This window comes from Sphingobium sp. TomTYG75, assembly GCF_054771635.1.
The window spans coordinates 685,802-709,972 of record NZ_BSRE01000002.1 but is presented as its reverse complement, the minus strand read 5'-3'; the positions used below and the strand labels follow the sequence as shown (position 1 = coordinate 709,972).

The window sequence follows — 24,171 nt, the reverse complement described above, 5'->3', positions numbered from 1 at the left end:
CGCGAACTCCTCAGGCCGCGCTCAGCGGCGTCGATTTCCAGAAGTAGCGGTTATATCCCCGCTGGCGGTCCTTCTCCTTGATGCGGAAGACCATGCGAACCTGATCGCCCGTGTCGATCCCGTCAGGGCCGATATCCACCATCTCCATCAGGACGCGCGCGCCATTGTCGAACTTGACGAAGCCGACCCACAGCGGTGGTGAAGGATGATAGGACAACCAATCAGCGGTCGATGTCAGGACTTCCGCAGTCTTGTTCCGCAAGGGAACATCAGTGAACTGCTCCCCCGGCGCATGACATTGCACGCAATATTGCATCTGGGGGAACTGAACCGCGCCGCAATTGCCGCACTTACCGGCATTGAAACCTTCGAGTTGGGCGGCGGAGCGATACTGCTCGGTCAGAGCCGTCTTGGCGCTCTTCTCCGAACGCATGCCCCATTCGTTTTCGATCCCGCCGTAGAATGACAGCATCCGCAGATAGCTGTCCGTCCGCAAGGCATCCGCGATGGAACCCGCAACGCCCCGCGCCGGGCGGACTGACGCGATTGCCTCCGTCGCCTGGAATATCAGCACATCGGCGCCCTGCCCGAAGCCGATCAGCAATATCCGGTCGCCCGGCTGCGCCTTTTCCAGCGTCGCCGAGAACATCAGCAGCGCATGGGCCGCACCGGCATAACCTACGCCGTCGTCCAACGCTCCTGCTACCGTGCCTCCAAACTTCAGCGCCTTGGCCACCATGTCCGCCGCACCCTTCAGATAGGAGGGCATGACGAAATGCTGAATGTCGCCGATGGAGAGTTGCGCCTGATCCAGCGCCGCCCTGACAGCTTGGGGCACGATCTTCGCATAGCCTTCGTCGCGGACCCACCGTTCTTCCCAGCCATAGTCGCTCTGGGCGTTCGCCGACCGGAAATGGTCGACGAAAACTTCGGTGAGAGACGCTGATCCGATTAACCGCGCCACCACGTCACGGTCTGAAATCACAAAGGCAGCCGCCCCTGCGCCAAAGCTCATTTCCTGCGCACTGGCAGGCTTTGCAAAGGGATTGTCGGATGCGACCACAAGCGTCGCTTCCGCGCCCTTGAGCGCCTGTAGCAAGGCGGATGTTCCTGCCCGCTGTGAGCCAGCCGCATCCGACGTAGCGACACTCGCCGGGGCACCGATCGCCCGCGCCATGATCGCCGCATTCTGAAGGTCAGCATAAGGCAGACTGGTCGATGCCAGCCGTACGGCCTTTACGTTATCAAGGCTGGTATCAGCCAGGGCATCGCGGGCAGCTTCTACGCCCATGGTGATGGCGTCCTCATCCCAGCTGGTGAACGCCCTGCTGCCTTTCGCCTGCCCACGTAGGCCCGGCGCCATCCAACCATGCGCTTCCGCTATCAAGGAACGATCCAGCCGAAGCCGGGGAACATAAGCGCCGTAGCGCGAAATGCCGAGTTGAGTCATTCACCTCACCTGCTCAAGGACGCGGCACCCTGCCGCCTGCCGTCGCTCACCGTGACGGCCATATTCAGCCGAAGACTCATTTAGTTCGCTAGATTACGTTACGCAAGGGTCTTATTCGATGCAGTCGGCTTTACGGCCGGATATTCGTGTTATATATGACCGTATGCTTGCATACTTATGGAGGGATGCATGAAGATCCTTGTGCCCGTGAAGCGGGTCATTGACTATAATGTGAAGCCGCGCGTGAAGGCGGATGGGACGGGCGTTGATCTTGCGAACGTCAAGATGAGCATGAACCCGTTCGACGAGATCGCGGTCGAGGAAGCCATCCGCCTGAAGGAAAAGGGCGTGGCGACCGAGGTCGTGGCGGTGTCGATCGGCGTTGCGAAGGCGCAAGAGACGCTGCGCACAGCGCTTGCCATGGGCGCGGATCGTGCGATCCTGATCCAGACGGATGACGAAGTTGAACCGCTGGGCGTCGCCAAGCTGCTCGCCAAGGTGCAGGAAGAGGAAGGCGCTGGCCTGATCATCCTGGGCAAGCAGGCGATCGATGATGACAGCAACCAGACCGGCCAGATGCTGGCCGCGCTGCTCAATCTGCCGCAGGGCACCTTCGCATCGAAGGTCGAGGTTGAGGGCGACAAGGTCAGCGTCACCCGCGAAGTCGATGGCGGCCTGGAGACGGTGAAGCTCAACGTCCCTGCGATCGTCACCACCGACCTGCGTTTGAACGAGCCGCGCTATGCTTCGCTGCCCAACATCATGAAGGCGAAGAGCAAGCCGCTCGCGAACAAGACGCCCGCTGATTATGGCGTGGACATCAGCGCCCGTCTAGAGACGCTGAAGGTCACCGAACCCGCCAAGCGTTCGGCTGGCGTCAAGGTTGCCGATGTCGATGAACTGGTCGCGAAGCTGAAAGCTTTGGGCGTCGCTGCCTGACCATCATTCCAAGCCGTTCGGGCTGAGCTTGTCGAAGCCTGCTTCCTTCTTTGAAGAGAAGAAAGGTCCTTCGACAGGCTCAGGGCGAACGGGGATAGAGGATCGAGATTATGAAGACTCTGGTATGGGTTGAACATGAGGGCGGCGCCGTGAAGGACGCGACCCTTTCCGCCGTCACCGCTGCTGCGAAGCTGGGTGAAGTGCATCTGCTGGTCGCTGGCGCTGGCGTTGGCGGCGTGGGTGAAGCTGCCGCGAAGATCGCGGGCGTGGGCAAGGTCCATGTCGCCGACGACGCGGCATTTGGTCATGCGCTGGCCGAGAATGTCGCGCCGCTGGTCGTTGAACTGATGGGCAGCCATGACGCGTTCGTCGCGCCTGCCACCAGCAACGGCAAGAATATCGCGCCGCGCGTCGCGGCTCTGCTGGACGTGATGCAGATCAGCGACATCCTGTCGGTTGAGAGCGAAGACACGTTCACGCGTCCGATTTATGCGGGCAACGCGATCGCGACGGTCAAGTCGAAGGATGCGAAGAAGGTCATCACCGTGCGTGGCACCGCTTTTGAGAAGGCTGCGCGTGAGGGTGGTTCAGGCGTGGTGGAAGCTGTGGCCTCGACCGGCGACAAGGGGCTATCGAGCTTTGTCGGCGCCGAGATCGCCAAGCAGGAGCGTCCGGAACTGACCTCGGCCAAGATCATCGTGTCGGGTGGCCGCGCGTTGAAGGATGGCGAGACGTTCGAGCAGGTGATCTTCCCGCTGGCGGACAAGCTGGGCGCGGCGGTTGGCGCATCGCGTGCGGCTGTTGATGCGGGCTACGTGCCGAACGACTATCAGGTCGGGCAGACTGGCAAGATCGTGGCGCCGGAAGTCTATATCGCTGTGGGTATCTCCGGCGCGATCCAGCATCTGGCGGGCATGAAGGACAGCAAGACCATCATCGCCATCAACAAGGACGAGGATGCGCCGATCTTCCAGGTCGCCGACATCGGTCTGGTGGGCGACCTGTTCAAGGTCGTGCCGGAGCTGAACCAGAAGCTTTGAAGCTCCTTTCTACACCTCGCCGGTGAGCCCTCGGTCCTACGCCGAGGGCTCCCATCCTGCCATCGGGGGCAAGCATCGAAACGACTGTCTTGCCTTAGCTTTGCCCCTCAAATTCCTCCACCATCGCCTGACGGATCAGATACTTCTGCACCTTTCCTGTCACCGTGGTCGGAAACGCGTCAACGATCCGTATGAACCGGGGTATTTTATAGTGGGATATCTGGTTCACACAAAATGCCCTGACCTCATCTTCGGCCAGTTTTTCGTCGGCGCGCAATGTTATCCACGCACAGACTTCCTCCCCCATATGATCGTCCGGCACGCCCACGACGGAGACATCCTCGACGGCGGGGTGCATCCGCAGAAAATCCTCGATCTCGCGGGGATATATATTCTCCCCCCCACGAATGATCATGTCCTTTATCCGGCCTACGATGCTCCCATAGCCAGCGTCGTCCAGGACGGCCAGATCGCCGCTGTGCATCCATCCGTCTGAATCGATGGCTGCCGCCGTCTGCACGGGATCGTTCCAATATCCCATCATGACGGAATAGCCTCTCGTGCATAATTCTCCCGGCGTTCCACGCGGGACGATCGCGCCGTCGGCATCGACGATCTTGCATTCGAGGTGTGGTTGGACCTGGCCGATGGTGGCGGTTCGACGTTCGATCGAATCTCCGGGCACGGTCTGGAAACTGACGGGGCTGGTCTCCGTCATCCCGTAGGCGATCGTCACATTTCGCATGTTGAGGCGATCCACAACGTCCCGCATCAATGGCTCCGGACAAAGCGCCCCAGCCATGCATCCCGTACGCAATGACGATGTATCGGTGGCATCCGCATCGAGCCGCGCCAGGACCGCAATGAACATCGTCGGAACGCCATATAGGGCGGTACAGCGTTCCTCCGCGACCGTACGCAGCACCGCCGCAGGATCGAACGCGCTCGACGGATAGATCATGGCCGATCCATGCGTGATGGCGGCAAGGTTGCCCATGACCATCCCGAAACAATGGTACAGCGGCACAGGTATGCAAATGCGGTCGCCGGGGGTCAGGCCCATGGCGCTGCCGACAAAATAGCCATTGTTAAGGATGCCACGATGGCTGAGCGTAGCGCCCTTCGGCAAACCTGTAGTGCCGCTGGTGAACTGAATGTTCACCGCGTCCTCCGCCCGAATTTGCGGCTCGATTGAACGCAGATGATCCAGAGACGGAGCCGACGATAGCAGGTCGTCAAACCGCAGCCAGCCCGGACGCGGCTGTTCACTGATAAGGATGGCCGCTTTGAGCGTCGGCAGCCGCTTTGCTTCCAATTGCCCCGGTACGCAGCCGGGCAGCTCCGGAGCCAGCGTCTCGATCATATCGGCATAGGCACTGGTCTTGAACCGTTCGGCTGCAATCAGCGCACGCAGGCCGACATTGTTGATTGTATATTCGACTTCCGACAATCGATAGGCGGGATTTATCGTTACCAGGATCAGACCGGCACGGGCTGCTGCGAACTGCGTCAAGGTCCACTCCGCGCAGTTAGGCGACCAGATGCCGATACGATCCCCAGGCTGCAAGCCGAGTTCCAAGAGACCGGCAGCCAGCTTATCGGCAAGGGTAAGTAGATCATCATAGGTCCAGCGGATATTCTGTTCCGCCGAAACCAAAGCATCGCGATCACCCCACCGAGCGGCAGCGTCCGCCAGAGCCTGTCCTATCGTCAAATCCAGAAGGGGGGGATCCGTTCTACCCCGGACGTAGCTGAGAGCGCTCACTTTCCACATCCCCTCAGGGCCACTGGCATACTCCTCTCGAATAGGCTGCGGTTCCGCAGCGACAAATTGCATAAGCACCTGATTGTCGCGGACAGCGTCGCCTCTGCAAGTATGCTACTGTTAGGCACTTGCCTGTGAACCGCCTCACCTTTCCGTTGCTTTGCGACTAAAGTCAGGCAATGTTCCTGAGCCGGGCAAGGATCGATAACCCGACAAATGACGGAGAGGCAACGGTGACGATGAGGCGATCATCCCTTGACGCGCGCAGCGTTCCCCCTCTTGGCGCACAGGAGATGCAGGCGCATTTAAACAAAGTGCTGATGAGCCCCGTCTTTGAACGCAGTCCCCGTATGCAGCGATTTTTACGCTATCTCTGCGAGGAGATGTTCGCGGGGCGAGGATCGCTCCTGAAGGAATATAGTATTGCGCTTGGCGTTTTCGACAAGCCTCAGGATTTTGATCCCGGCACCAGCGCGACTGTCCGGGTGGAGGCAGGACGCCTCCGCCGCCTGCTGACAAGCTATCAGATCAACCATGGTCAATCCGACACCATTCAGATTGTCATTCCTAAAGGAGGATATGTCCCAAGCTTCCAGCGCAAGACGGAACAATCGGAAATTGTTGAGCGAGACGATGACGCTCCTGCAAAGGCTGCGACCCCGGATTTACCTTCGCATATGGAACTGCGCAGGGTAACGGTATTATCCTGCTCTTTCCGGTTAAGAGACATTTCCCAACTGACGGCCGAGTTCCTTGAAGAATTCGACCGCTTCCACGCATATTTTTCCTCGACCATGACGCAATTGGGCGGTGTCATGGAGAACGGCGCAACGGCCCGGCTCACCGTCTATTTCGGCTGGCCCACCTCGCTGGAAGATGCTTCGGGACGGGCGATGACAGCGGCAACGGAAATCATTGCCTACGCACGGCGCGAACATCGAGATAATTGTGAGGTCCGTGTAGCCATTGATACAGGCAATGTTCTCTCACGACCCTGCCTGGAACAGCCGCTGATATTGGGTGACGTACCCACCATCGCCCTACAGATAATCGATCACACGCCATCTAACGCAATTCTCGTTTCGGAAGAGACCCGCCGACATTCACGCACCGCATTTGAAGCCATTCCGGCTGGTGCAATAGAAGCAGAGGATGGGCACCAGATTCTTCTTTGGCGTCTTCTGAGTCCTAGATCGACAACATGCTTTCTAGCCAAGCAAGATGCTCCGTCCGCCGACATCATCGGCCGGGGTGCTGAATTGGACCTGCTAGGCAACCGTTGGCTCCTGGCTTCCGCCGGAGAGGGACAATCCGTCATCGTGGAAGGTGAAGCGGGTATCGGCAAATCCTGTTTGTCCGAAGCATTGATCAAACGGCTGCGGCCAAGGGGCTATCACATTCGCCTGCAATGCTCTGCGCACCACAGCAACAGCGCACTTTATCCCGTTATCCAAATCCTCCGCCGGTTGATGGCAGGGAACGATCCATCGAACGCCGTACTGGGTCGATTTCTTGAGAGAGTCGGTCTGGACGGGCCGATCAACAGGACACTGCTTCAAACATTGCTCGCTCAGGCGGATGTCGAAGAAAATATGGAGGGCATCCTTCCGTCGGCGAGCGAAAAGAAAGAGAAGACGCTTCAGCTTCTGATCGCCATCCTTTCTGCCTTATGTAACCGCAGACCAGTTATCCTTCTTGTCGAAGACATACATTGGGCGGACCCCACGACGCTGGAGCTGATTGGATTTGCCGCGTCGGCATGCCAGGATTTACGGCTCTACCTGCTGATGACGGGCAGATCAGGGTGCGCGGCGCTCTTTGGACCGGGACAACCAGTTACTGTTCTTCGTCTCACCCGATTGTCCCGCCAGGATTGCAGCCGGATGATTGACGGGATTGCGGGGGATGCGGCGTTGCCAATCCCGGCGCGGGACACGATTATCGACAAAGCCGACGGGGTGCCGCTTTATCTGGAGGAACTGACTAAGCTCCTGCTCGCCCAGAATGTTGGGAAGGGCGATCTGTCGACAGTGCCCGATAGCCTGAACGACTTGCTGGCATCTCAGCTCGGCTGCATGGGCTTTGCACGCCGGGTTGCGCAGGTGGCTTCCATAATAGGGCGGGACTTCCCTGGCGAGATATTGAAAGCTCTGGCCGGCGATGAAGATCAGCGGGTGGCCGCTGCGATCGACCAGCTGCTGGCCGCAGGCATTCTGACGCGCGGTCGCTCCAATGGCAAAGGTCGATATGCCTTTCGGCACGCGTTGCTCCGCGACGCAGCCTATACGTCGATGATGGACGCAGACCGTCAGGACCTGCATTCTCGAATTGCCGACATGCTGGTTGACTATTTCCCGGAAATCGCAGCCGATCACCCAGAAGTGATCGCGGGGCATATGCGCCATGCGGGGCGTTTCGACGAGGCTGTATCCTTCTGGCTGGATGCTGGCCGCAAAGCGGCACAAAGATATGCCCTCGCTGAAGCAGGCGCGAACTATCGCGCGGCCATCGAAACCCTTGCATCGATTTCGCCAAGTATCGGACGGAGCGAACGCGAACTCGACGCCTTGTTGGAGTTGGGGGCTACTGTTCGGGAAGCGGAAGGCTATTACGCCCCGGACTTGAAGCAAATTTACGAGCGAGCGCACCTGCTGGCGAAGGAGGTCGGACGGCCTGAAGCGCTGGCCGCTAGCCTGCATGGGCTTTGGACCGTGGCGGCGGGCCGTGGGCGCTGGAAGCATGCCGACCTGTTGGCGATTGAGTTCGACCAGTTCATTCATTCACTGCGACCAAATGCCCGCCTGGAAGCGGAAGGAGGGCGCCTGCTGGGCGCTGGCGCGGCATTCCGGGGAGACTTTGCTGCAGCCCGAACGCACTTCGAGCGCGTGGTCGCTGTCTATGATCCCGCGCAACACGGCCGCAGCTTCGGCTATGATCCCGGTGCGGCCTCCACGGCCTATCTTTCCTGGGTACATTGGCACACCGGCAATCCTAAACAGGGCAGGCGAGAGGCTGAGCGCGCCTTGGCCATGGCGGAAACCCTTGGCCACCCGGCAACTTTGTCGCTGGTGCTGGTGTGGCTGCTCTTCCACGCGGTTTGCGAAAGGGATTACGGCCGTATCCACACCTATAATGACCGGCTTCAAGAGCTATGCTCGCAGCAGCTTTGCCGGTTCTGGCAGCCTTTCGGGCGAGCTTGCCTGTCCTGGGCGTCGTTCCATTCGACGCGTGATCCGTCACATCTGGATCAGCTCCTGGCCCATACGAAGGCCTTTTCTGAGCATTATCTCACATCCTGCCTGCACCTGCTCGCCGCTGATATCTGCGACGAAATGGGCCATTACGAAAAAGGCCTGCACCATACCGGTTTGTCCGCGACGTTCATGGCCCAGCATGACGAGCGGATATGGGAAGCGGAATATTGGCGCTTGACCGGACAGTTGCACGCACGCTGGGGGCCGGACAAGAGCGAGGCGCGGCGTTGCCTGGAACAGGCGCTGACCATCGCGCGTCAGCAAAACGCGGTCACGCTGGAACAGCGGGCCATCGCCGGCCTGCAAGCTCTGTCGGGTGCGGATATCGGCCTCGTTGCCTGAGCTGCCGACGCTGACCACGAGATGATACCCGATGATCTGGGAAGCCCGCCTAGCTGCGGGATGATCCCCGGTCAGCCATAGGGTAGCAGGGACAATGGCATCTCTATAGGCGGCGCCTCCTCAACCGGAATGGGCCGGGTGTAAAATCGGCCGGTCTCGCCCGAGGGGAAAGGCGTGTCTATCCATTGCCTCGGCCGATCGGCAGGCACCACAGGCAACTCGATCGCCGATGGCCGTGCGGCATCGTGATGGATCGTCTGGCGCGCGATCCGATAATCTTTTGGAGCAGCGGTGGAAAGGTCGATGAAATCCTGGGGGTTCACCTCGCTGTTCGGATAATCGCTGCTCGAAATGACGATGCGAACGCGGTGCCCCTTTTTGAACAGGTTGCTGGTTGGCGCCAGCTCGATCTCATATCTCTCGACGGCATCCGGCATCAGTCCTTCCGGAGCCGTGCGCGATTTACGATAGCGCGCCCGCACCATGCCGCTCGCCAGATTGTAGGAACGGCCGTCCGGGAACAGGTCGATCAGCTTCACGAACCAATCGCAGTCCGTTGCCGACGATTGCCCATGGAGGATGACCCGGATTGCGCCCGTCACCTCCATATCCTCTTCCAGCGTCGCCGTCGTATAGACAAGAATATCCGGCCGATGGTCGTTCGGCCGTTGATCCGCAGGGCCACCGTGCAACGAATGCCCGCCCAGCGAAGGCACAGGATTAGCAGGATCGCTGACATAATGGTCAGCGGGTTCATCGGCGCCCGGAAGAGTCGGGGACAGCAGCCCATCCCCCGCCGCGCCGTTCGCGTTACCATCGCTGTGCAAGTAGAACAGCGTCGGCCGAGCATCGGGGAGCGGCCAATCCTGCTCGGCCCGCCAACGATTTTCACCCATCACGTACAGCATAACCCGATGGTCGTCCCCTTCCCCCGAGCCCCCCAGAAGGTGGCGGTCCATCCACGCCCCCATCATGGCGACATCATCGACCAGCGCATTGGGGAAATGACACAGCATCCCGTTCGCGACGTGACCCCATGGCCCTATGATCAGCCGCTGACCCTGACGCGCTGCTTCAGTAGCGCCATGGCGAGAGATATTGACGAACGCGTCCAGCGAATTGCAGTTGAACAGATCATACCACCCGGTGAAATGCAGAACCGGCGCCTTCACCCGGTCAAACCGCGAGGCTGCGTCATTCGGCGCGAAGAATTCCAGATTATCCCTGTTGTCGAGCCAAGCATTCCAGAATGGCATATGCCGGTTAATCGGGACGTCCTTCAGCGCGTGCCCGCGCGCGATCTCGAAAGCCAGGTCTGGGGATGCCATTAACATTTGCGGAGCCGCAAAGCCGCTGGGCAAGCCGGCCGCCCGAGCGTCGGCCTTGATCGCTGCGGTCACCTCTTCGCCCATCCATGCCGCGGCGGTGAACGCCATGCCCATGGTCCAGCACAAGGCCGTGCTATCCATCACGCCCGCTTTATAGACCCAGCCATTGTTGAACTGATTGACAGCCGGAACCTGAACGAACGCGGCGTCGATCTCATTACCTTCGGCCTGAAGGTGCAGCAGCTGCGTTCCACCCATATAGGACTGGCCAGTAGTGCCGACCTTCCCGTTGCACCAACCTTGCTGCTTGATCCAGCGGACAGTATCGATGCCGTCCTGCCGCTCGCCCCACCCCTCATTCATCATCGGGTCGAACACGCCGCCCGATCCGTTCGTACCGCGCACATCCTGAACCAGAACAGCGTAGCCTCGCCGGGTCAGATAAGCGGGTGTGCCGAACGAACCCTGCACAAACAGCTTGTTATAAGGCGTGCGGATAACAATCACGGGATAGCCGACGTCCGGTTCCACCTGTCCCGACGCCATCGGCAGGTAGAGGTCGGCGGCCAGATCAACGCCATCGCGCATTGGCACGACAAGGTTCCGGAAAACAGCTGTTTGCGCGGTTGTCAGATCCGATGGCACAATGGTCACTCCACTGATTGAAGGGCGCAGCGGGCCGTATCCCAACCGATCGCTGTGTTTCCTCCGATATACTCTTCCCAGACGCCGTTGGAACATATCAGTTCGCTATCTAACCGTATGCTACTATCATCAAATGGCGCGTTGGGAGAGCATTTCCGAAAGGCTCGGATGAGGCCTGAAGAATATGTCGGAAAATGCATTGGAGGGGAATTGAATATGTCTGTCAGGAAGTGGGCGCTATTGGCCTCTGCGCCGCTGTTTCCGGCCATGGCCCATGCGCAAACCCCGCAGTCGGAGGACCAGCCTTCAGGCGCGGGAATGCTGCAAGATATTATCGTCACGGCGCAAAAACGTGCCGAGCCACTGCAATCGGTGCCTGTTGCTGTTTCCGCTTTCAATAGCGAAACATTGGAGCATGCGCGTCTGGATAACCTGACCGGACTGCGCGGACTGGTGCCGGGGTTGACGATCAACCGGTCCGGCGCGTCCGTGGACGTTCCCCAGCTTAGCTTGCGCGGCATGTCCATTCAGGACGTGCTGCCCAGCCTCGAATCCAGCATCGGCTTTACCGTTGACGGCATCCCGATCGCCTTCCAGCGCGGATCGCTCATGGACGCCTATGATATTGAGCGGATCGAAGTGCTTCGCGGCCCGCAGGGTGTCTTGAATGGCAAGAACACGACGGGTGGCACCATCAACGTCATCCGCTCTCGGCCCGACCCGGCAGCCGACGCAACCGGCAAGGTGCGCTTCACCATCGGCAGCTTTGGCGAAAATGATTATGAAGGCGTCATAATGGCGCCGATCGTCAATGACCTGTTGGCGGTCAAGGGCTCGATCACGGTACGGAAAAACAACGGCCAGTTCAGAAATATCGTCACAGGCGGGCGCAATGGAGACCGCGACGTCCGCACGTTCGGATTGGCCTTCGTCGCTACGCCAACGGACAAGCTCAACCTGTATCTCGCGCTGGACCGGGTAGAAAATGACAGCGACTTGCCGCCCTACTCCCAGTTGCTGACGCCAAATCTGATCACCTACAAGGTGCCGGGTTATTTCGGCGGCGCCAACTCGCCTTGCCTCAATCCCTATACGGCTTCGATCTGCACGCCTCTCACCAAAGACAAGAATGTTGTCGAATCGAGGCCATTCCCCGGTTCCCTGCGGCTTAATGCCTTGACCGGCGAAATTTCATATCAGGCAACGGATGATGTGCGGCTCGTCAGCCTTACCGGCCTGCGCGAGTTCAAGGAATATACGCTCGGAGACTATGACTCCACACGCTTCGCCCTGGCGCGCAATGAGAGCAATTTGAAGGCACATCAATTTTCCGAGGAACTAAGGTTCGAAACGTCTTTCAATGGCCCCTTCAATCTCGTCGGCGGCTTCTTCTACATGAACTATGAATATACCCAGAAAACCAACTTGTCGGTGGACCTTGCCGCCTTGCCTCCCATCGCCACGGGATTGCCCGATTGGCTGCCGCCAGGCTTTGCCTACCTCAATTCGGTGGATGCCTATGTCACGAACCAACATAACCGGTCGACCGCGCTATTCTTTCAGGCCGATTATGACCTGACGGACCAACTTCGCCTGACTGTCGGTGGGCGCCAGACCTGGGACCGCAAGAAAACGCATTATATCCTCTATTCGGCCGTGCCAGGAACGGTGCGGGACATGAGCGTTCTGGGACCGCTGGTGGGCGACGTCTCTGCTGGGGTAAGCTTTCAGAAGTTCACGCCAAAGGTCAACGTCCAGTATAAGTTCAATCCCGACATCCTAGCCTATGCGAGCTACAGCCGAGGCTATAATACGGGAGGCTTCAGCGGCCGCACTGGCAATATTGTAACAGCTGTTCAGCCCTATGATCCCGAAGTGATGGACGCATTTGAAATCGGTTTCAAAAGTGAGCTCTTCGATCATCGTGTCCGCTTCAACATCGCGGCATTCCATAATATTCTCGACAACAAGCAAGAGAATGTTCTCCAGGTTGATGGATCGCGTCTCTTGTCCAGCACCTTAAATGTCGCGAAGGCGAAATATACGGGGGTAGAGGCAGAGTTGACCCTCGTGCCCACTCGGAACTGGACGATCCTGGCGACAGGCGGCTATCTGCACGCCAAATATTCAGAGTTCAGGGGCAACCTAGGGCAGGGGGACGCTGACCTGTCGGTACTCCGCCTACGCCGCACGCCCAAATGGACCGCTGGCCTCGTTTCCGACTATACAATCGACGCCGGAACCGGAAAATTCGGCCTGAACGCTGCTCTATACTATACTTCACGATATGAAACGGACGCGTTGAACGATCCGCGAGGATCGATCCCGCCTGTTGCCCGAATGGATGTAGGCATCCGTTACGAACTGCCGGTCAGTGATGCCACCAAGTTGGAAGTTTCGGGCTTCGTGAAGAACGTCACCGACAATACCACTTACGATGGCATTACGTCGGGCGAGAGTCCCGGTTCCTTGGTAGAGTTCGCGAACCCGATCACGGGCCGGACGTGGGGCGTCTCCCTGTCCGCGCGGTTCTAAAGCGGTTCTGTCCGAAAGCTCGTGCCTGTCGCACCAAGTTGCGACTGGCACGAGCCAGGGAGTTCTCCAACAAGCAAGCCAGCGACTGATCGCCTGATCAGCGCCCGCGCCACGCCCCTGCGCGCTTCTCCACAAATGCGCTCATGCCTTCTGCCCTGTCCTCGGTAGCGGTGAGGATCTGGAAAAGACGCCGCTCGGTCAGGATGCCTTGAGCCAGCCCCGTTTCAAAGGCGATGTTCACCATCTCCTTGTTCACCATTGCTGCCATTGGCGGCATTGAGGCGATTGCGGCGGCGGTTTTGAGCGCCTCTTCCAACAATTGCGCGGCAGGCACGATGCGGCTTACCAATCCGGAACGTTCCGCTTCGGCGGCATCCATCATGCGGCCGGTCAAGCACATCTCCATCGCCTTCGCCTTGCCCACGGCGCGGGTCAGGCGCTGGGAACCGCCCATGCCAGGCGCGACGCCCAACTTGATTTCGGGCTGGCCGAATTTTGCCGTGTCGCCTGCGATGATGAAGTCCGCCATCATCGCCAATTCGCAACCGCCGCCTAGCGCAAAGCCCTGCACCGCTGCGATCCACGGCTTGCGTGTCGCCACCACGCCAGTTTGCCAGCCAGAAAAGAAATCCTCCAGGAAGAAGTCTGCCGCCTGCTTCTCGACCATCTCCTTGATGTCGGCGCCTGCGGCAAAAGCCTTCTCACCGCTTCCGGTCAGCACCGCGCACCGTTGTGCCGGATCGGCGTCATAGGCGGCGAATGCAGAGGTCAGATCCTTAAGCACCTGGCTGTTGAGTGCATTGAGCGCTTGCGGCCGGTTGAGCGTGATTAGTGTGACGGCGTCATGCTGTTCGACGATAATGGTTTCAAAGGTCATGAGAGATTTCCGTTTGAGGCAGAGGGGTCCATTCCTTGTCCTGCGGCAGAGGCGCGAAGAGACTATCTATCAACCTGTCATCGACCTCCTCGGGCGTCGCCGGGGACCATTTCGGAGCGTTATCCTTGTCAAAGATCACCGCGCGCACGCCCTCAACGAAATCGGGACGGCGAATGATGTGGCAGGCCAGGCGATATTCGTTCCGCATATTGTCCGCAAAGTCGGTGAAGCCAGCGCCTTCCACCAGTTGGCGCAGGGCGACCTTGACCGCTTGCGGCGATTTGGTAGCAAGCACCGCGAGCTGCTTGTCCGCCCATTCCGACCCGTCCGCCTGGAGGGCAGCAAGGATATCCTCCAAGGCATCGCTCACGAAAAGGCGATCAATCCCGTCCCGCTGCGCCATCAACCGGGACTCCGGAGCAAGTTCATTTGCCTGATCGAGGATGGTCGCAACATCGGAGGGATACGTAAGGATTTCGACCTTGAGCGCATCCAGCCTGTCAGATCCGACATAATGGGTCGCAATCCCGATCGCGACGCAATCCGCGCCATCCAGACGTGCTCCAGTCGCGGCAAGCCATGTACCGATCCGCCCCGGCAGCCGAGGCAGAAACCAGCCTCCACCCACATCGGGGAAAAGGCCAATTCCTGTTTCAGGCATGGCAAAGGTCGTACGCTCCGTCGCGACCCGATATCGGCAAGGCAGTGAGAGACCGACGCCGCCGCCCATCACAATCCCATCGATGAAGGCCACAATAGGTTTGTCGTAGACGAACAACAGGTGGTTCATTCGATATTCGACGCGGAAGAAATGCTCGGCCGCTGCGCAGTCCGTCTTTGCGCTATTGGCGATAAGCGCGATGTCACCTCCGGCACAGAATCCGCGCCCTTCGGCATGGTCGATCATGACCATGAGCACCGTCGGATCGTCGCGCCAATCCAGCAGCGCCTGATTGATTGCCTCGCACATCTCCGGGGTCAGCGCGTGGATAGCCTTGGGACGGTTCAGCCGGATGCGGCCCACGCCATTTTCGACCGAGAGGATCAGCTGATCAGTCATATCTTTTCCCTGCACTCGCGGAGCTTCTCCGATGATGATCCCGCGCGTGATCTGGCTGTGTTTCCGAGCACCGATATTCCAAAAAGCACAGCAGTCGCGCCAATCGCCATGGAGCTGTGCTGTCCATGCGCGGGCGCGATTGTGCAATCAACATCTCATATTCGCAAATTGGGTCTGCATTTTTGCAGTAATTTACATGTTCATAGACGACGCATCGCTCGACTGAGCAGCCGCTAGCGCAATGCTTCTCCTACAAGCTGCGGGCGAACCCCTATGAAAAAAGCCCGCTGCTTGGGGACAGCGGGCTTTATCTTGTGCGGTTGAGTCGGGGTTCAGTGGAGGCCCGAGCCGCCCCCGCTCAGTTCCTTGGCGATGGAGCCGACCATATCCTTGGCGTCGCCGAACAGCATCTGGGTGTTGCTGTTATAGTAGATCGGATTGTCGATCCCGGCGAAGCCCGCGTTCATCGAGCGTTTGATCACGAACACCGACTTGGCCCTGTCCGCCTCGATGATCGGCATGCCCGCGATCGCGCTATTGGGATCGTCGCGCGCCGACGGGTTCACCGTGTCGTTCGCGCCGATGATCACCGCAACGTCCGCCTGCGGCAGTTCAGGGTTGATGTCGTCCAGGTCGACCAGCTGTTCATAGGGAACGTTGGCTTCGGCCAGCAGCACGTTCATGTGACCGGGCATGCGGCCCGCCACCGGGTGGATCGCGAACTTGACGTCCACGCCCTTCTTCGTGAGCGCCTGGTACAGTTCGCTGACCTTGTGCTGCGCCTGCGCGACCGCCATGCCATAGCCGGGGATGATGACCACGCTGCTGGCGTTTTCCAGCTGCATCGCGGCTTCCTCGGCCGAGGCGGAGCGCACCACCCGGTCATCCTTGCCGCCCGCAACGCCCGCGACCACCTTGCCAAAGCCGCCGAACATGACATTGGCAAAGCTGCGGTTCATCGCCTTGCACATCACCAGCGCCAGGATGAAGCCCGATGCGCCATCGAGCGCGCCCGCCACGATCAGCAGCTTGTTGCCCAGCGCAAAGCCCATGGCGGATGCTGCAAGACCCGCATAGCTGTTCAAGAGCGCGATCACGGTCGGCATGTCCGCGCCGCCGATCGGGATGACCAGCAATATGCCGAACAGCAGCGCCAGACCTGCGAACAGCGGGAACAGCCAGGTCTGCGTCGGATCAAGCGCCAGCGTCACGCCGATCGCCACCGTCCCCAGCGCCACCGCGCCATTGACGATGCGCTGACCGGGGAAGGACACCGGGCGGCTGCCCATCAGTTCCTGCAGCTTGGCAAAGGCGATGATCGAGGCCGTGCAGGTCAGGAAACCCAGCAGCATCTCGAACATCAGCGCCCACAGGATGAAGCCGCCCGCATATTCCGCATGGGCGTGCTTGTAATATTCAGCGGCACCGATCAGGCCGACCGCCAGCGCGCCGAAGGCGTGGGAGATGGCGGTTCGCTGCGGGATCGCCGTCATCGGCATCAGCAGCGCCATCGGGATGCCCGCCGCCGCGCCCGCGATCATTGCGATGATGATCAGGTTATAGTCCACCACCTCATGCTGGACGAGCGCGCCGATGATGGCGATGACCATGCCGATCTCGCCCGCGCGCACGCCGCGACGGGCGGTCGAGGGATGGCTCATCCACATCAGCGACAGGATGAACAGGGCAGACGCGACAATCGCCGCGAAAGGTACGAAGGCGTCCATCTGTTACTTCCCCCGCGGCTTGAACATCTTGAGCATGCGATCGGTGATCATGAAACCGCTGACCAGGTTCACGGTCGCGCAGAACACCGCGATGAAGCCCAGCGTCTTCGCCAGAGGCGTCGCGCCTGCCTCACCTGTAATCGTGATCGCCCCCACAATCACAACCGCCGCAATCGCATTGGTCAGCGACATCAACGGCGAGTGCAAAAGCGGCGATACCTTCTTGATCAGCTGAAAACCAAGAAAAGCCGCCAATATGAAGACGAACAGATAATCTGCATTGAAAGCGTTCACTGACTTATCCCCTGTCCAGAAACCGCGATCCTATCAAGAAACCCTGGCGATCTTCCAATTTCGCACGGGTTCGGAGCATATTGCCCCTGCCATGATCGCTGGCTCCTATAAAATCCCTCTAGGCATTATTGAGCGTGCCATATTGATCGACCAGATCACAGGCAAGCCGATCAGAGCCATTTATCACGCGGTCGATTCGCGCAACGAATTTATTCGGCCTCTACGGCAATCAGGGCTTCTGGCATCAGCGATTTTCAAAATGGATTGCGGCCGAGTCCCTATTTATCCGCCTTGCTTGAGTGTCAGGGGCAGGCCAGCAGCGACAAATACCACACTGTCGCAAGCGGCCGCCACATGCTGACTAAGCAGGCCCGCTTCGTCTCTGAAACGGCGGGCAAGTGCATTTTCCGGGACGATGGAGAGGCCGACCTCATTGGCGACCAGCACGATGGGAAGGGTGCAGCTGGTAATGGCAACGATCAGTTCTTCGCTCCACCGGGCGATGTCTTCGCCAGCCAGCAGCAGGTTGGACAGCCACAGGGTAAGGCAATCGACAAGGATCGGGCCGGATGGCGTGTGCGCGTGGGCATTCCGGATCGCGGCGGGCAGTTCGATTGGGGCTTCGATCGTTCGCCAGCGCGCGTTGCGGCGGGCGCGATGCGTGGCAATCCGTTCGTGCATTTCAGCGTCATACGCCTCAGCCGTGGCGATGTAGGTCATGACGCCGGGCAGGGCTTCGCACTGCGCTTCGGCATGGCGGCTCTTGCCCGAACGGGCGCCGCCTAGCACGAGCAGCTTCTGGAAAGCGGTCATCGCCCGATCCCTCCGATCAGCGCCGTCGCGAGCCAGAGCAGGGCACAGGCCCGGACGTAGAGCGCCAACGCGGCGTGGGCGTCGGCGGGCGTGGCTTCGCCCCCTTCCCCGCCGATCCATGGCTTGGCATGATATTGGCCTTCATAGGCGACCGGCCCGGCAAGCCGGATGTCTAGCGCCCCCGCCATCGCCGCTTCGGGCCAGCCCGCATTGGGCGATGCATGACGGCCATGGTCGCGCCAGAGGATGCGCCAGCCGCCCATGCCCGCGACGCAGATCAGGAAGCCGGACAGCCGCGCGGGAATCAGGTTCAGCAGGTCATCGAAGCGAGCGGCGGCCCAGCCGAAAGCCGCGAACGGCTCCTCCCGGTGGCCGATCAGGCTGTCGGCGGTGTTGACCGCCTTATAGGCCCAGATTCCGGGCAGGCCGCCGACGAGCAGCCAGAAGAGCGGCGCGACGACGCCATCGCAAAAGCTTTCAGCAAGGCTTTCTATGGCGGCGCGGGCGACGCCTGCCTCATCAAGGGTGGCGGTATCGCGTCCGACGATCTGGCTGACCGCGCGGCGGGCAGCGAAGAGATTGCCTGCTTCTAGAGCCTGAACGACGGGCAGGACATGGTCGTACAGACTGCGCTGCGCAAGCGCTGGCCAAGCGGCAAGCGCAAGCCCTGCCCAGGCCCAGGAGCCGAGCAAGTGGCGGATGATGAATTCTGCGGCCCAGCCCGCTGCGATGGTGGTCGTGAGGAGGAGTAGCAGCGTGACGATACCGCCGAAACGGCGGCGCGCTGTGCCGAAGTGGCGCTGGTTCAAACGGCGCGCGCAAGCGGTGATGATCCCGGCGAAGGCTCCGACCGGGTGGCCGATACGGGCGTGCAACCGGGCTGGCCAGCCTAGTGCCGCATCGATGATCAGCGCGGCCAGCTCAACCAAGCGCTTCGTCCAGCCGGGACATGGCGGCATCATCGGCGGGCAGACCGAAGCGGAGCCAGTTCGGCCGGTCCTCGAACGGACGGGTGAGAATGGCGTGGCGCGCAAGGCGGTCGAACAGGGCGGCGGCGTTCGGCGTGTCGATCAGGCGGAATAGCGGGCAATCGCCGCGCGGGATGAAGCCGTGGCGGATAAGTAGCGCGTTTAGGCTGGCGGCGCGGGTCGTCAGGTTCGCGATCGTCTCGTCAATCCAGCGCTGGTCGCGATAGGCGGCGCGGCCAAAGTCGATCGCGGCTGCGGATAAAGGCCAGTCTCCCAGCAGCCTGCGGCAGGCGGCGATGATGGGGGATGGGCCGAGGAGGAAGCCCAATCGCACACCCGCAAGGCCGAAGAATTTGCCGAAGGAACGGAAGATGAGCAGGCGGCGGTGATCCCCAACTTCGGCCGCCATGCTGGCACCGGGCAGGCAGTCGGCGAAGGCTTCATCGACGATCAGCCAGCCGCCTTCCCTTTCCTGTTGGGCCAGAAGCCGTTGCATCTGCGCCTGCGTATAGAGGCGGCCATCGGGATTGTTGGGATTGGCGAGCAGGAGCGCGGTGCCGGGTGGCGCGTCTTCGGGTTGCTGCAACGGGCGCGAGTTTGGGAAAGCCTGCGCATGGGTGCGGTAGCACGGCAGGATATGGCAGGCGGGCGTATCGATCAGGTGGCCAAGCAGGCGCAGGCCGGTTTCGGTGCCCGGCAGTGCGCAGATGTGATCGGGGGACACGCCGAAATATGTGGCGGCGGCCTGTTCGAGATCGGCAAGCGCTGCGGGATCGGGGAGGGATTGCCAGTCCGGGGTGATCGTGGCGGTGCCGGGCCAGCCGATCGGGTTTATGCCGGTGGAAAGATCGATCCAAGGCCGATCCTCGGCTGCATAATGCTGACGCGCCGCCGCCAGACGACCGCCATGCCAATGGAAGATGTCACTCATCGTGCCAGCACCAGCGCGGCTAGCAGGCCGCTTTCGATGAGTTCGATCCCCGCGCCATGGCCATCGCCCGAAATGCCGCCGATCCGGCTGCGCAGCCACCATGCCCAGAGGGGAACGAAAATAGCGGCGGACAGGAGGGCGGGAATGATCAGGCAGAGAGCCACGGCCAGCATCGTCCAGCCGAGCAAATGCAACTGACTGATGCTTTCGCGGAAGCGGCTGGCCAGGCCCTCATGGAGCGGCGGGAGCCAGAGGGTCCATGCCAGGGGGCCGATCCGCGCGACGAAGGGCACGGCGATGAGGGCGATCGGCGCGACATGCTCCGCGCAGAGGCGCAGCAGGACGAGCTTCGCCAGCAGTTGCAGGACGATGGTGACGACGCCGAAGCTCCCGATATGCGGGTCGGCAAGAACGGCGGACAGCTTTGCCGGGTCGCCATGGGCTGCCCCTACCCCGTCAGCGATGTCGCCAAGACCGTCGAGATGAAGCGCCCCGGTGATGGCGACCCAGGCGATCAGGCCGAGCAAGGCGGCCATCCAGGGATCGGCGAGGACGCCGATTGTCATGGCAGCGGCGACGGCGAGGCCGACGATGATGCCGGTCGCGGGAAACCAGCGGATCGCAGCGGCAAAGTCCTCCTCCTCCGCGCGCACTTGCGGGAGCGGCAGGCGGGTCATGAGTTGCAGGGCGAGGATGAGACGGATCATGTTACAAGCCCGGTGATCTGCGCGCTGGGATTGTCTCCCGGCCAGAGGCGCAGGCTGAGCAAGGCGCCATAGGGAAGGTCGATTGCCCAGGCCTGCTGGTACGTGAAGCCATACAGCGTAGTCAGCGCCCCCCGTATCGCACCGGCATGGGTGAGGACCAGCGAGGACCGGTCGATTTCGCCAAGTGCCGCCTTTACGCGCAGGCAAAGGCCGGACCAGCTTTCCCCTCCCGGCGGAGGATGGTCGTCTGGGGATGACCAGAAACGACCAATTTCCTCAGCAGGGAGAGTTGCGGGATCGGCGCCCTCCCACGTGCCGAAGTGCAGTTCCCGCCAGCGCGCGTCGACGTCGTGCGGCACTTGCCTGTTGGTCGCGATCAGGGCGGCGGGAGCGCGGGCGCGTGTCAGGTCGGAGCTGATCAGGCGGTCGAATACGAGCGCGCGGGATCGTTCGATGCATAGCTGCATGGCGGCCGGGTCGGGGGGCATATCCATGTGACCGAGCAGGAGGCCGGGCGTTTGTGGCGCTGCGTGGCGCATCAGGTGGAGCGTGAGCGGGCTCATAGCGCGTTAGCCACGGCGGCTTCGGCGAAGGTTGCCATCTGGTCGTGCGCGGCGAGGGCCGAGCGGATGAGTTGCGCCGCGACGGCTGCGCCGCTGCCTTCGCCGAGGCGCATGTCGAGGTGAAGCAAGGGGTTCAGGCCGAGCTTTTCGAGCAGCCGGGCATGGCCTGCTTCGGCGGAGCAGTGGGCGGCGAGGCAGTGGGCGGTGATGGCGGGATTGTCGTGCGCCAGAGGGGCGATGGCCGCGCCGCAGATAAAGCCGTCGAGCAGCACCGGCACGCGCATCATGCGCGCGGCGAGGATGGCGCCTGCCATCGCCGCGATCTCTCGCCCGCCGAGACGGCGGAGGGTTTCGAAGGCGTCGGTGCAATGGGGACCGTGCAGCGTATGCGCGATCTGGACGGCCTGCGTCTTGCGAGTGAGGGCGGCTGCGTCGATGCCGGTGCCCCTCCCCGTCCAGTCCTGCGCCTCGCCATCAAAGGATTCAAGGCACAGTGCGGCGGCAGAAGTGGTGTTGGCGATGCCCATTTCACCTGCGAAGAACAGGTCGCAATCTTGCACGACGGCGGCGGCGCCCGCGTTCAGGGCGTCGAGGCACTCCGCTTCCGTCATCGCGGAGGCTTCGCATATGTCGGCGGTGGGATTGTCGAGGGCGAGCGGGACAATGACCAGCTCGGCTCCGCAGGCGCCCGCAAGCGCGTTGATCGCCGCGCCACCTGCTTGGAAGTTCGCGACCATCTGCGCGGTGACGGAGGGCGGGAAGGCGCTGACACCGCGCGCGGCGACGCCATGATTGCCCGCGAAGACGGCGGCGCGGATGCGGTCGGTGCGTGGACGTTCGCGACCTTGCCAGCCTGCCATGAAGAGGGCGACCTCCTCCAGGCGGCCGAGCGATCCGGCGGGCTTCGTCAAAGATGCCTGCCGCGCCGCTGCCGCTTCGATCGCCGCCGCATCAGGCTGAGGGAGGTTGGCGAGCGCGGATTGGAAGCCACCGCGATCCTGAAAGCCGATCATGTGCAAACAAAGCCTTCGGGCGGGGTGCGGACGATGAAATGGCCCTTCACTCCCTGCGGCCATTCGGCGTAGCGCACGACGCCTTCTTCGCTGGCCGCGTGGCGCAGGGCATAGTCGAGGATGGCGCGGGCGGCGTCGGCATCCGGGTTGAAGTCGCCCAGCACGTAGCCGACCTTGCCGGGGCCACGCACATGGACGGTGCAATGACGCTGACAGGCGAAGAGGCAGGGCATGTCCTGCACGGCAACCGCATCATAAGCAGGCTCGGCCGCCTGAAGATCGCGCATGGCCTCAACCAACAGTGCGCCGCCGCGCCGCCCTGCCCCATCCTCCCGCTGATCGGCGGACAGGCGGCATGTCGAACAGACCACCACCGATGCCTTGTTTTCGACAGCGCACAGCATCAGCGGCGCGCTTCCATAACCATGTAAACATGAAAGACCGTCATCATGGCCCTCCTCGCAAAATCGAACCGCAAACGGCCCTGCCCGGCCGGATGGCGAGCAAGGCGGTGGCTGTCGTCCGCGAGGGGAACCCCGTTCGTCCGGCACACCCTGTCCGGTCGAAGAACGACTGCGGCAGGCAGGTCTCCTGGCTCACGGGTCGCTGCGCACCGGCCGCCTTCTCGGAGGAAAGTTCCTCCAATGGCTGCGTGGCCGGTCCACTCACCGCTTACAGTTGCAGGGGCAGCGCGGGCATTACACCCGACTTCCCTTTTGATCCCCGAGGGGAACCTGTCGCGGGGCTGCTGATAAAGAGGCGGCGGCGCGTCCGCAAGCGGTAGATGGAGCGGCGCTTCGTCAGTCGGGCAGGTCGCCCGCCGCGAGCACGGCATCGGGCCGGGCAAGCACGACGATCGGCAATCCCGCGCTGGCCGCGCGCTCGGCTGCCAGACGGGTCGGGGCGGAGATGGTGACGAGCAGCGGGCAATTGGCGAGCGCCGCCTTTTCCACCAGCTCAAAGGAACAGCGGGAGGACAGCAGCGCGAAGCCGCCATCCCAGGATAGCTGCCGATGCCGCATTGCCCCGATCAGCTTGTCGAAGGCATTGTGGCGGCCCACATCTTCATAGGCGAGGCGGATCGCGCCATCCGCTCCGGCCAGCGCAGCGACATGAACCGCGCCAGTTTGCCGATTGAGCGGCTGGTGCGCGGCAAGATCGCGCAAGGCGCCGAAGATCGCTTCCCAGCTCGCGTTTGATCGGGCTGTCACGGCAGGCAAGGGCCGCATCGCCTGTTCCAGATTTTCCACGCCGCACAGACCACAAGAGGAATCGGAGACGCGATGACGGACCCGGCCGAGCAGCCCCTCGACGCGGTCTTCCGGCAGCGTGGCCCGCGCGACAAGGCCCTGCTCCGTAGCATGGACATCGACGTCGATCGGCGCGTCGGATGGGATGACCAGCCGCTCGGCCAGCGCGAACCCCTGCACCAGTTCCGCAACGTCGGCGGGCGTCGCCATCAACACGGCATAGCCAACGCCGTTGAACTCGATCGCGACGGGCACTTCCTCCGCCAACTCGCGCGTCACGGGCGATGCTTCGCCATCGGGGGTGATGCGGGTGAAGGAGGAGGGCGAAGACATAGGGCCGGTCTAGGCGGGCAATGTACCTCCGGCAAGCAAATGGACGCGGCCATGCAACTGCCGCTTCCCTTTGGTGGCTAAGCCATCTATGCACGGCCACGATCGCGCCGGTGCCCGAAAGGGCTTTAAAGGGAATGCGGTGCGGGGTGCTAACGAGGCGCCCAAATCCGCGGCTGTCCCTGCAACTGTAAGCGGTGAGCGAGACGCATATCGACCTTCCGTCACTTGTCGGAGGGTCAGCCACTGGGCCGGACGCTAAATCATGCGAGGCCTGGGAAGGCCATGTGTCGAGCGATGACCCGCAAGCCAGGAGACCTGTCGGCGTCTGGTCGCTCTT

Annotated in this window: 19 protein-coding genes and 2 riboswitches; of the genes, 4 read left to right on the top strand and 15 right to left on the bottom strand. The window is 61.4% G+C overall.

Annotated features, from left to right (window positions below; translation table 11 throughout):
- Positions 1–10: 10 nt before the first annotated feature.
- Positions 11–1,450: a 3-oxoacyl-[acyl-carrier-protein] synthase III C-terminal domain-containing protein gene (locus ACYU81_RS16900; protein ID WP_460988852.1), complete on the bottom strand. Its 1,440-nt coding sequence runs from the start codon at positions 1,448–1,450 to the stop codon at positions 11–13.
- Positions 1,451–1,639: 189 nt separating this feature from the next.
- Between ACYU81_RS16900 and ACYU81_RS16895 the strand changes: the two genes are divergently transcribed.
- Together ACYU81_RS16895 and ACYU81_RS16890 are read left to right on the top strand one after the other, a co-directional pair.
- Positions 1,640–2,389 carry an electron transfer flavoprotein subunit beta/FixA family protein gene (locus ACYU81_RS16895; protein ID WP_460988851.1) on the top strand — a complete coding sequence of 250 codons (750 nt, stop codon included), beginning with the start codon at positions 1,640–1,642 and terminating at the stop codon, positions 2,387–2,389.
- A gap of 110 nt (positions 2,390–2,499) precedes the next feature.
- Positions 2,500–3,429, top strand: coding sequence for an electron transfer flavoprotein subunit alpha/FixB family protein (locus ACYU81_RS16890; protein ID WP_460988849.1), 930 nt, complete (start codon positions 2,500–2,502; stop codon positions 3,427–3,429).
- Positions 3,430–3,523: 94 nt separating this feature from the next.
- Here ACYU81_RS16890 and ACYU81_RS16885 read toward each other — a convergent pair whose 3' ends face one another.
- Positions 3,524–5,194: an AMP-binding protein gene (locus ACYU81_RS16885; protein WP_460988847.1), complete on the bottom strand. Its 1,671-nt coding sequence runs from the start codon at positions 5,192–5,194 to the stop codon at positions 3,524–3,526.
- Between the two features lie 350 nt (positions 5,195–5,544).
- Here ACYU81_RS16885 and ACYU81_RS16880 point away from each other — a divergent pair, with 350 nt between their 5' ends.
- On the top strand, positions 5,545–8,790 hold the full coding sequence (locus ACYU81_RS16880; RefSeq protein ID WP_460988845.1) for an ATP-binding protein: 3,246 nt from the start codon (positions 5,545–5,547) through the stop codon (positions 8,788–8,790).
- Between the two features lie 71 nt (positions 8,791–8,861).
- On the opposite strand, the gene ACYU81_RS16875 is transcribed toward ACYU81_RS16880, so the two are convergent.
- On the bottom strand, positions 8,862–10,706 hold the full coding sequence (locus ACYU81_RS16875) for a CocE/NonD family hydrolase (protein ID WP_460989123.1): 1,845 nt from the start codon (positions 10,704–10,706) through the stop codon (positions 8,862–8,864).
- Between the two features lie 273 nt (positions 10,707–10,979).
- On the opposite strand from ACYU81_RS16875, the gene ACYU81_RS16870 reads away from it, so the two are divergent.
- Positions 10,980–13,298, top strand: a complete 2,319-nt coding sequence (locus ACYU81_RS16870; RefSeq protein WP_460988843.1) for a TonB-dependent receptor — start codon at positions 10,980–10,982, stop codon at positions 13,296–13,298.
- Between the two features lie 97 nt (positions 13,299–13,395).
- Here ACYU81_RS16870 and ACYU81_RS16865 read toward each other — a convergent pair whose 3' ends face one another.
- The 12 genes from ACYU81_RS16865 to fdhD form a co-directional block, all read right to left on the bottom strand.
- On the bottom strand, positions 13,396–14,175 hold the full coding sequence (locus ACYU81_RS16865) for an enoyl-CoA hydratase-related protein (protein ID WP_449468859.1): 780 nt from the start codon (positions 14,173–14,175) through the stop codon (positions 13,396–13,398).
- The gene (locus ACYU81_RS16860) at positions 14,165–15,235 is read right to left on the bottom strand and encodes an enoyl-CoA hydratase/isomerase family protein (protein ID WP_460988841.1); all 1,071 of its coding nucleotides are present in this window, start codon (positions 15,233–15,235) and stop codon (positions 14,165–14,167) included. The genes ACYU81_RS16865 and ACYU81_RS16860 overlap by 11 nt, the downstream gene beginning before the upstream one ends.
- Positions 15,236–15,567: 332 nt before the next feature.
- Positions 15,568–16,962: an NAD(P)(+) transhydrogenase (Re/Si-specific) subunit beta gene (locus tag ACYU81_RS16855; RefSeq protein WP_460988839.1), complete on the bottom strand. Its 1,395-nt coding sequence runs from the start codon at positions 16,960–16,962 to the stop codon at positions 15,568–15,570.
- A 3-nt stretch (positions 16,963–16,965) separates the two neighbouring features.
- A complete protein-coding gene (locus ACYU81_RS16850) occupies positions 16,966–17,256 on the bottom strand; it encodes an NAD(P) transhydrogenase subunit alpha part 2 (protein ID WP_196227069.1) in 291 nt (96 codons plus the stop codon).
- Positions 17,257–17,538: 282 nt separating this feature from the next.
- Positions 17,539–18,069: a bifunctional adenosylcobinamide kinase/adenosylcobinamide-phosphate guanylyltransferase gene (gene cobU / locus ACYU81_RS16845; protein ID WP_460988837.1), complete on the bottom strand. Its 531-nt coding sequence runs from the start codon at positions 18,067–18,069 to the stop codon at positions 17,539–17,541.
- Entirely contained in the window at positions 18,066–19,031 is a 966-nt protein-coding gene (cbiB, locus tag ACYU81_RS16840) for an adenosylcobinamide-phosphate synthase CbiB (protein WP_460988835.1), read from the bottom strand. The genes cobU and cbiB overlap by 4 nt, the downstream gene beginning before the upstream one ends.
- Complete coding sequence (locus tag ACYU81_RS16835) at positions 18,991–19,968, bottom strand: threonine-phosphate decarboxylase (protein ID WP_460988832.1); 978 nt, start codon at positions 19,966–19,968, stop codon at positions 18,991–18,993. The genes cbiB and ACYU81_RS16835 overlap by 41 nt, the downstream gene beginning before the upstream one ends.
- Positions 19,965–20,675 (bottom strand): adenosylcobinamide-GDP ribazoletransferase, encoded by a 711-nt coding sequence (locus ACYU81_RS16830; protein ID WP_460988831.1) that lies wholly within the window; start codon positions 20,673–20,675, stop codon positions 19,965–19,967. The genes ACYU81_RS16835 and ACYU81_RS16830 overlap by 4 nt, the downstream gene beginning before the upstream one ends.
- The gene (locus ACYU81_RS16825) at positions 20,672–21,238 is read right to left on the bottom strand and encodes a histidine phosphatase family protein (protein ID WP_460988829.1); all 567 of its coding nucleotides are present in this window, start codon (positions 21,236–21,238) and stop codon (positions 20,672–20,674) included. The genes ACYU81_RS16830 and ACYU81_RS16825 overlap by 4 nt, the downstream gene beginning before the upstream one ends.
- Positions 21,235–22,251, bottom strand: a complete 1,017-nt coding sequence (gene cobT / locus ACYU81_RS16820; protein WP_460988827.1) for a nicotinate-nucleotide--dimethylbenzimidazole phosphoribosyltransferase — start codon at positions 22,249–22,251, stop codon at positions 21,235–21,237. Before cobT ends, ACYU81_RS16825 begins: the two co-directional genes overlap by 4 nt.
- Positions 22,248–22,655: a DUF1636 domain-containing protein gene (locus ACYU81_RS16815; protein WP_460988825.1), complete on the bottom strand. Its 408-nt coding sequence runs from the start codon at positions 22,653–22,655 to the stop codon at positions 22,248–22,250. The genes cobT and ACYU81_RS16815 overlap by 4 nt, the downstream gene beginning before the upstream one ends.
- Before the next feature lie 160 nt (positions 22,656–22,815).
- Positions 22,816–23,004, bottom strand: a riboswitch (cobalamin riboswitch).
- 47 nt (positions 23,005–23,051) lie between these two features.
- Entirely contained in the window at positions 23,052–23,834 is a 783-nt protein-coding gene (fdhD, locus tag ACYU81_RS16810) for a formate dehydrogenase accessory sulfurtransferase FdhD (protein ID WP_460988823.1), read from the bottom strand.
- Between the two features lie 91 nt (positions 23,835–23,925).
- A riboswitch (cobalamin riboswitch) is annotated at positions 23,926–24,171 on the top strand.

Coding starts and splice junctions, on each gene's coding strand:
- cobT (WP_460988827.1), bottom strand. CDS start 22,251: ATGATCGGCTTTCAGGATCGCGGTGGCTTCCAATCCGCGCTCGCCAAC.
- ACYU81_RS16855 (WP_460988839.1), bottom strand. CDS start 16,962: ATGGACGCCTTCGTACCTTTCGCGGCGATTGTCGCGTCTGCCCTGTTC.
- ACYU81_RS16830 (WP_460988831.1), bottom strand. CDS start 20,675: ATGATCCGTCTCATCCTCGCCCTGCAACTCATGACCCGCCTGCCGCTC.
- ACYU81_RS16875 (WP_460989123.1), bottom strand. CDS start 10,706: ATGCGCGATGGCGTTGATCTGGCCGCCGACCTCTACCTGCCGATGGCG.
- ACYU81_RS16870 (WP_460988843.1), top strand. CDS start 10,980: ATGTCTGTCAGGAAGTGGGCGCTATTGGCCTCTGCGCCGCTGTTTCCG.
- ACYU81_RS16825 (WP_460988829.1), bottom strand. CDS start 21,238: ATGAGCCCGCTCACGCTCCACCTGATGCGCCACGCAGCGCCACAAACG.
- ACYU81_RS16895 (WP_460988851.1), top strand. CDS start 1,640: ATGAAGATCCTTGTGCCCGTGAAGCGGGTCATTGACTATAATGTGAAG.
- cbiB (WP_460988835.1), bottom strand. CDS start 19,031: ATGATGCCGCCATGTCCCGGCTGGACGAAGCGCTTGGTTGAGCTGGCC.
- ACYU81_RS16815 (WP_460988825.1), bottom strand. CDS start 22,655: ATGCTGTGCGCTGTCGAAAACAAGGCATCGGTGGTGGTCTGTTCGACA.
- ACYU81_RS16865 (WP_449468859.1), bottom strand. CDS start 14,175: ATGACCTTTGAAACCATTATCGTCGAACAGCATGACGCCGTCACACTA.
- cobU (WP_460988837.1), bottom strand. CDS start 18,069: ATGACCGCTTTCCAGAAGCTGCTCGTGCTAGGCGGCGCCCGTTCGGGC.
- ACYU81_RS16890 (WP_460988849.1), top strand. CDS start 2,500: ATGAAGACTCTGGTATGGGTTGAACATGAGGGCGGCGCCGTGAAGGAC.
- ACYU81_RS16880 (WP_460988845.1), top strand. CDS start 5,545: ATGCAGCGATTTTTACGCTATCTCTGCGAGGAGATGTTCGCGGGGCGA.
- ACYU81_RS16860 (WP_460988841.1), bottom strand. CDS start 15,235: ATGACTGATCAGCTGATCCTCTCGGTCGAAAATGGCGTGGGCCGCATC.
- fdhD (WP_460988823.1), bottom strand. CDS start 23,834: ATGTCTTCGCCCTCCTCCTTCACCCGCATCACCCCCGATGGCGAAGCA.
- ACYU81_RS16900 (WP_460988852.1), bottom strand. CDS start 1,450: ATGACTCAACTCGGCATTTCGCGCTACGGCGCTTATGTTCCCCGGCTT.
- ACYU81_RS16835 (WP_460988832.1), bottom strand. CDS start 19,968: ATGAGTGACATCTTCCATTGGCATGGCGGTCGTCTGGCGGCGGCGCGT.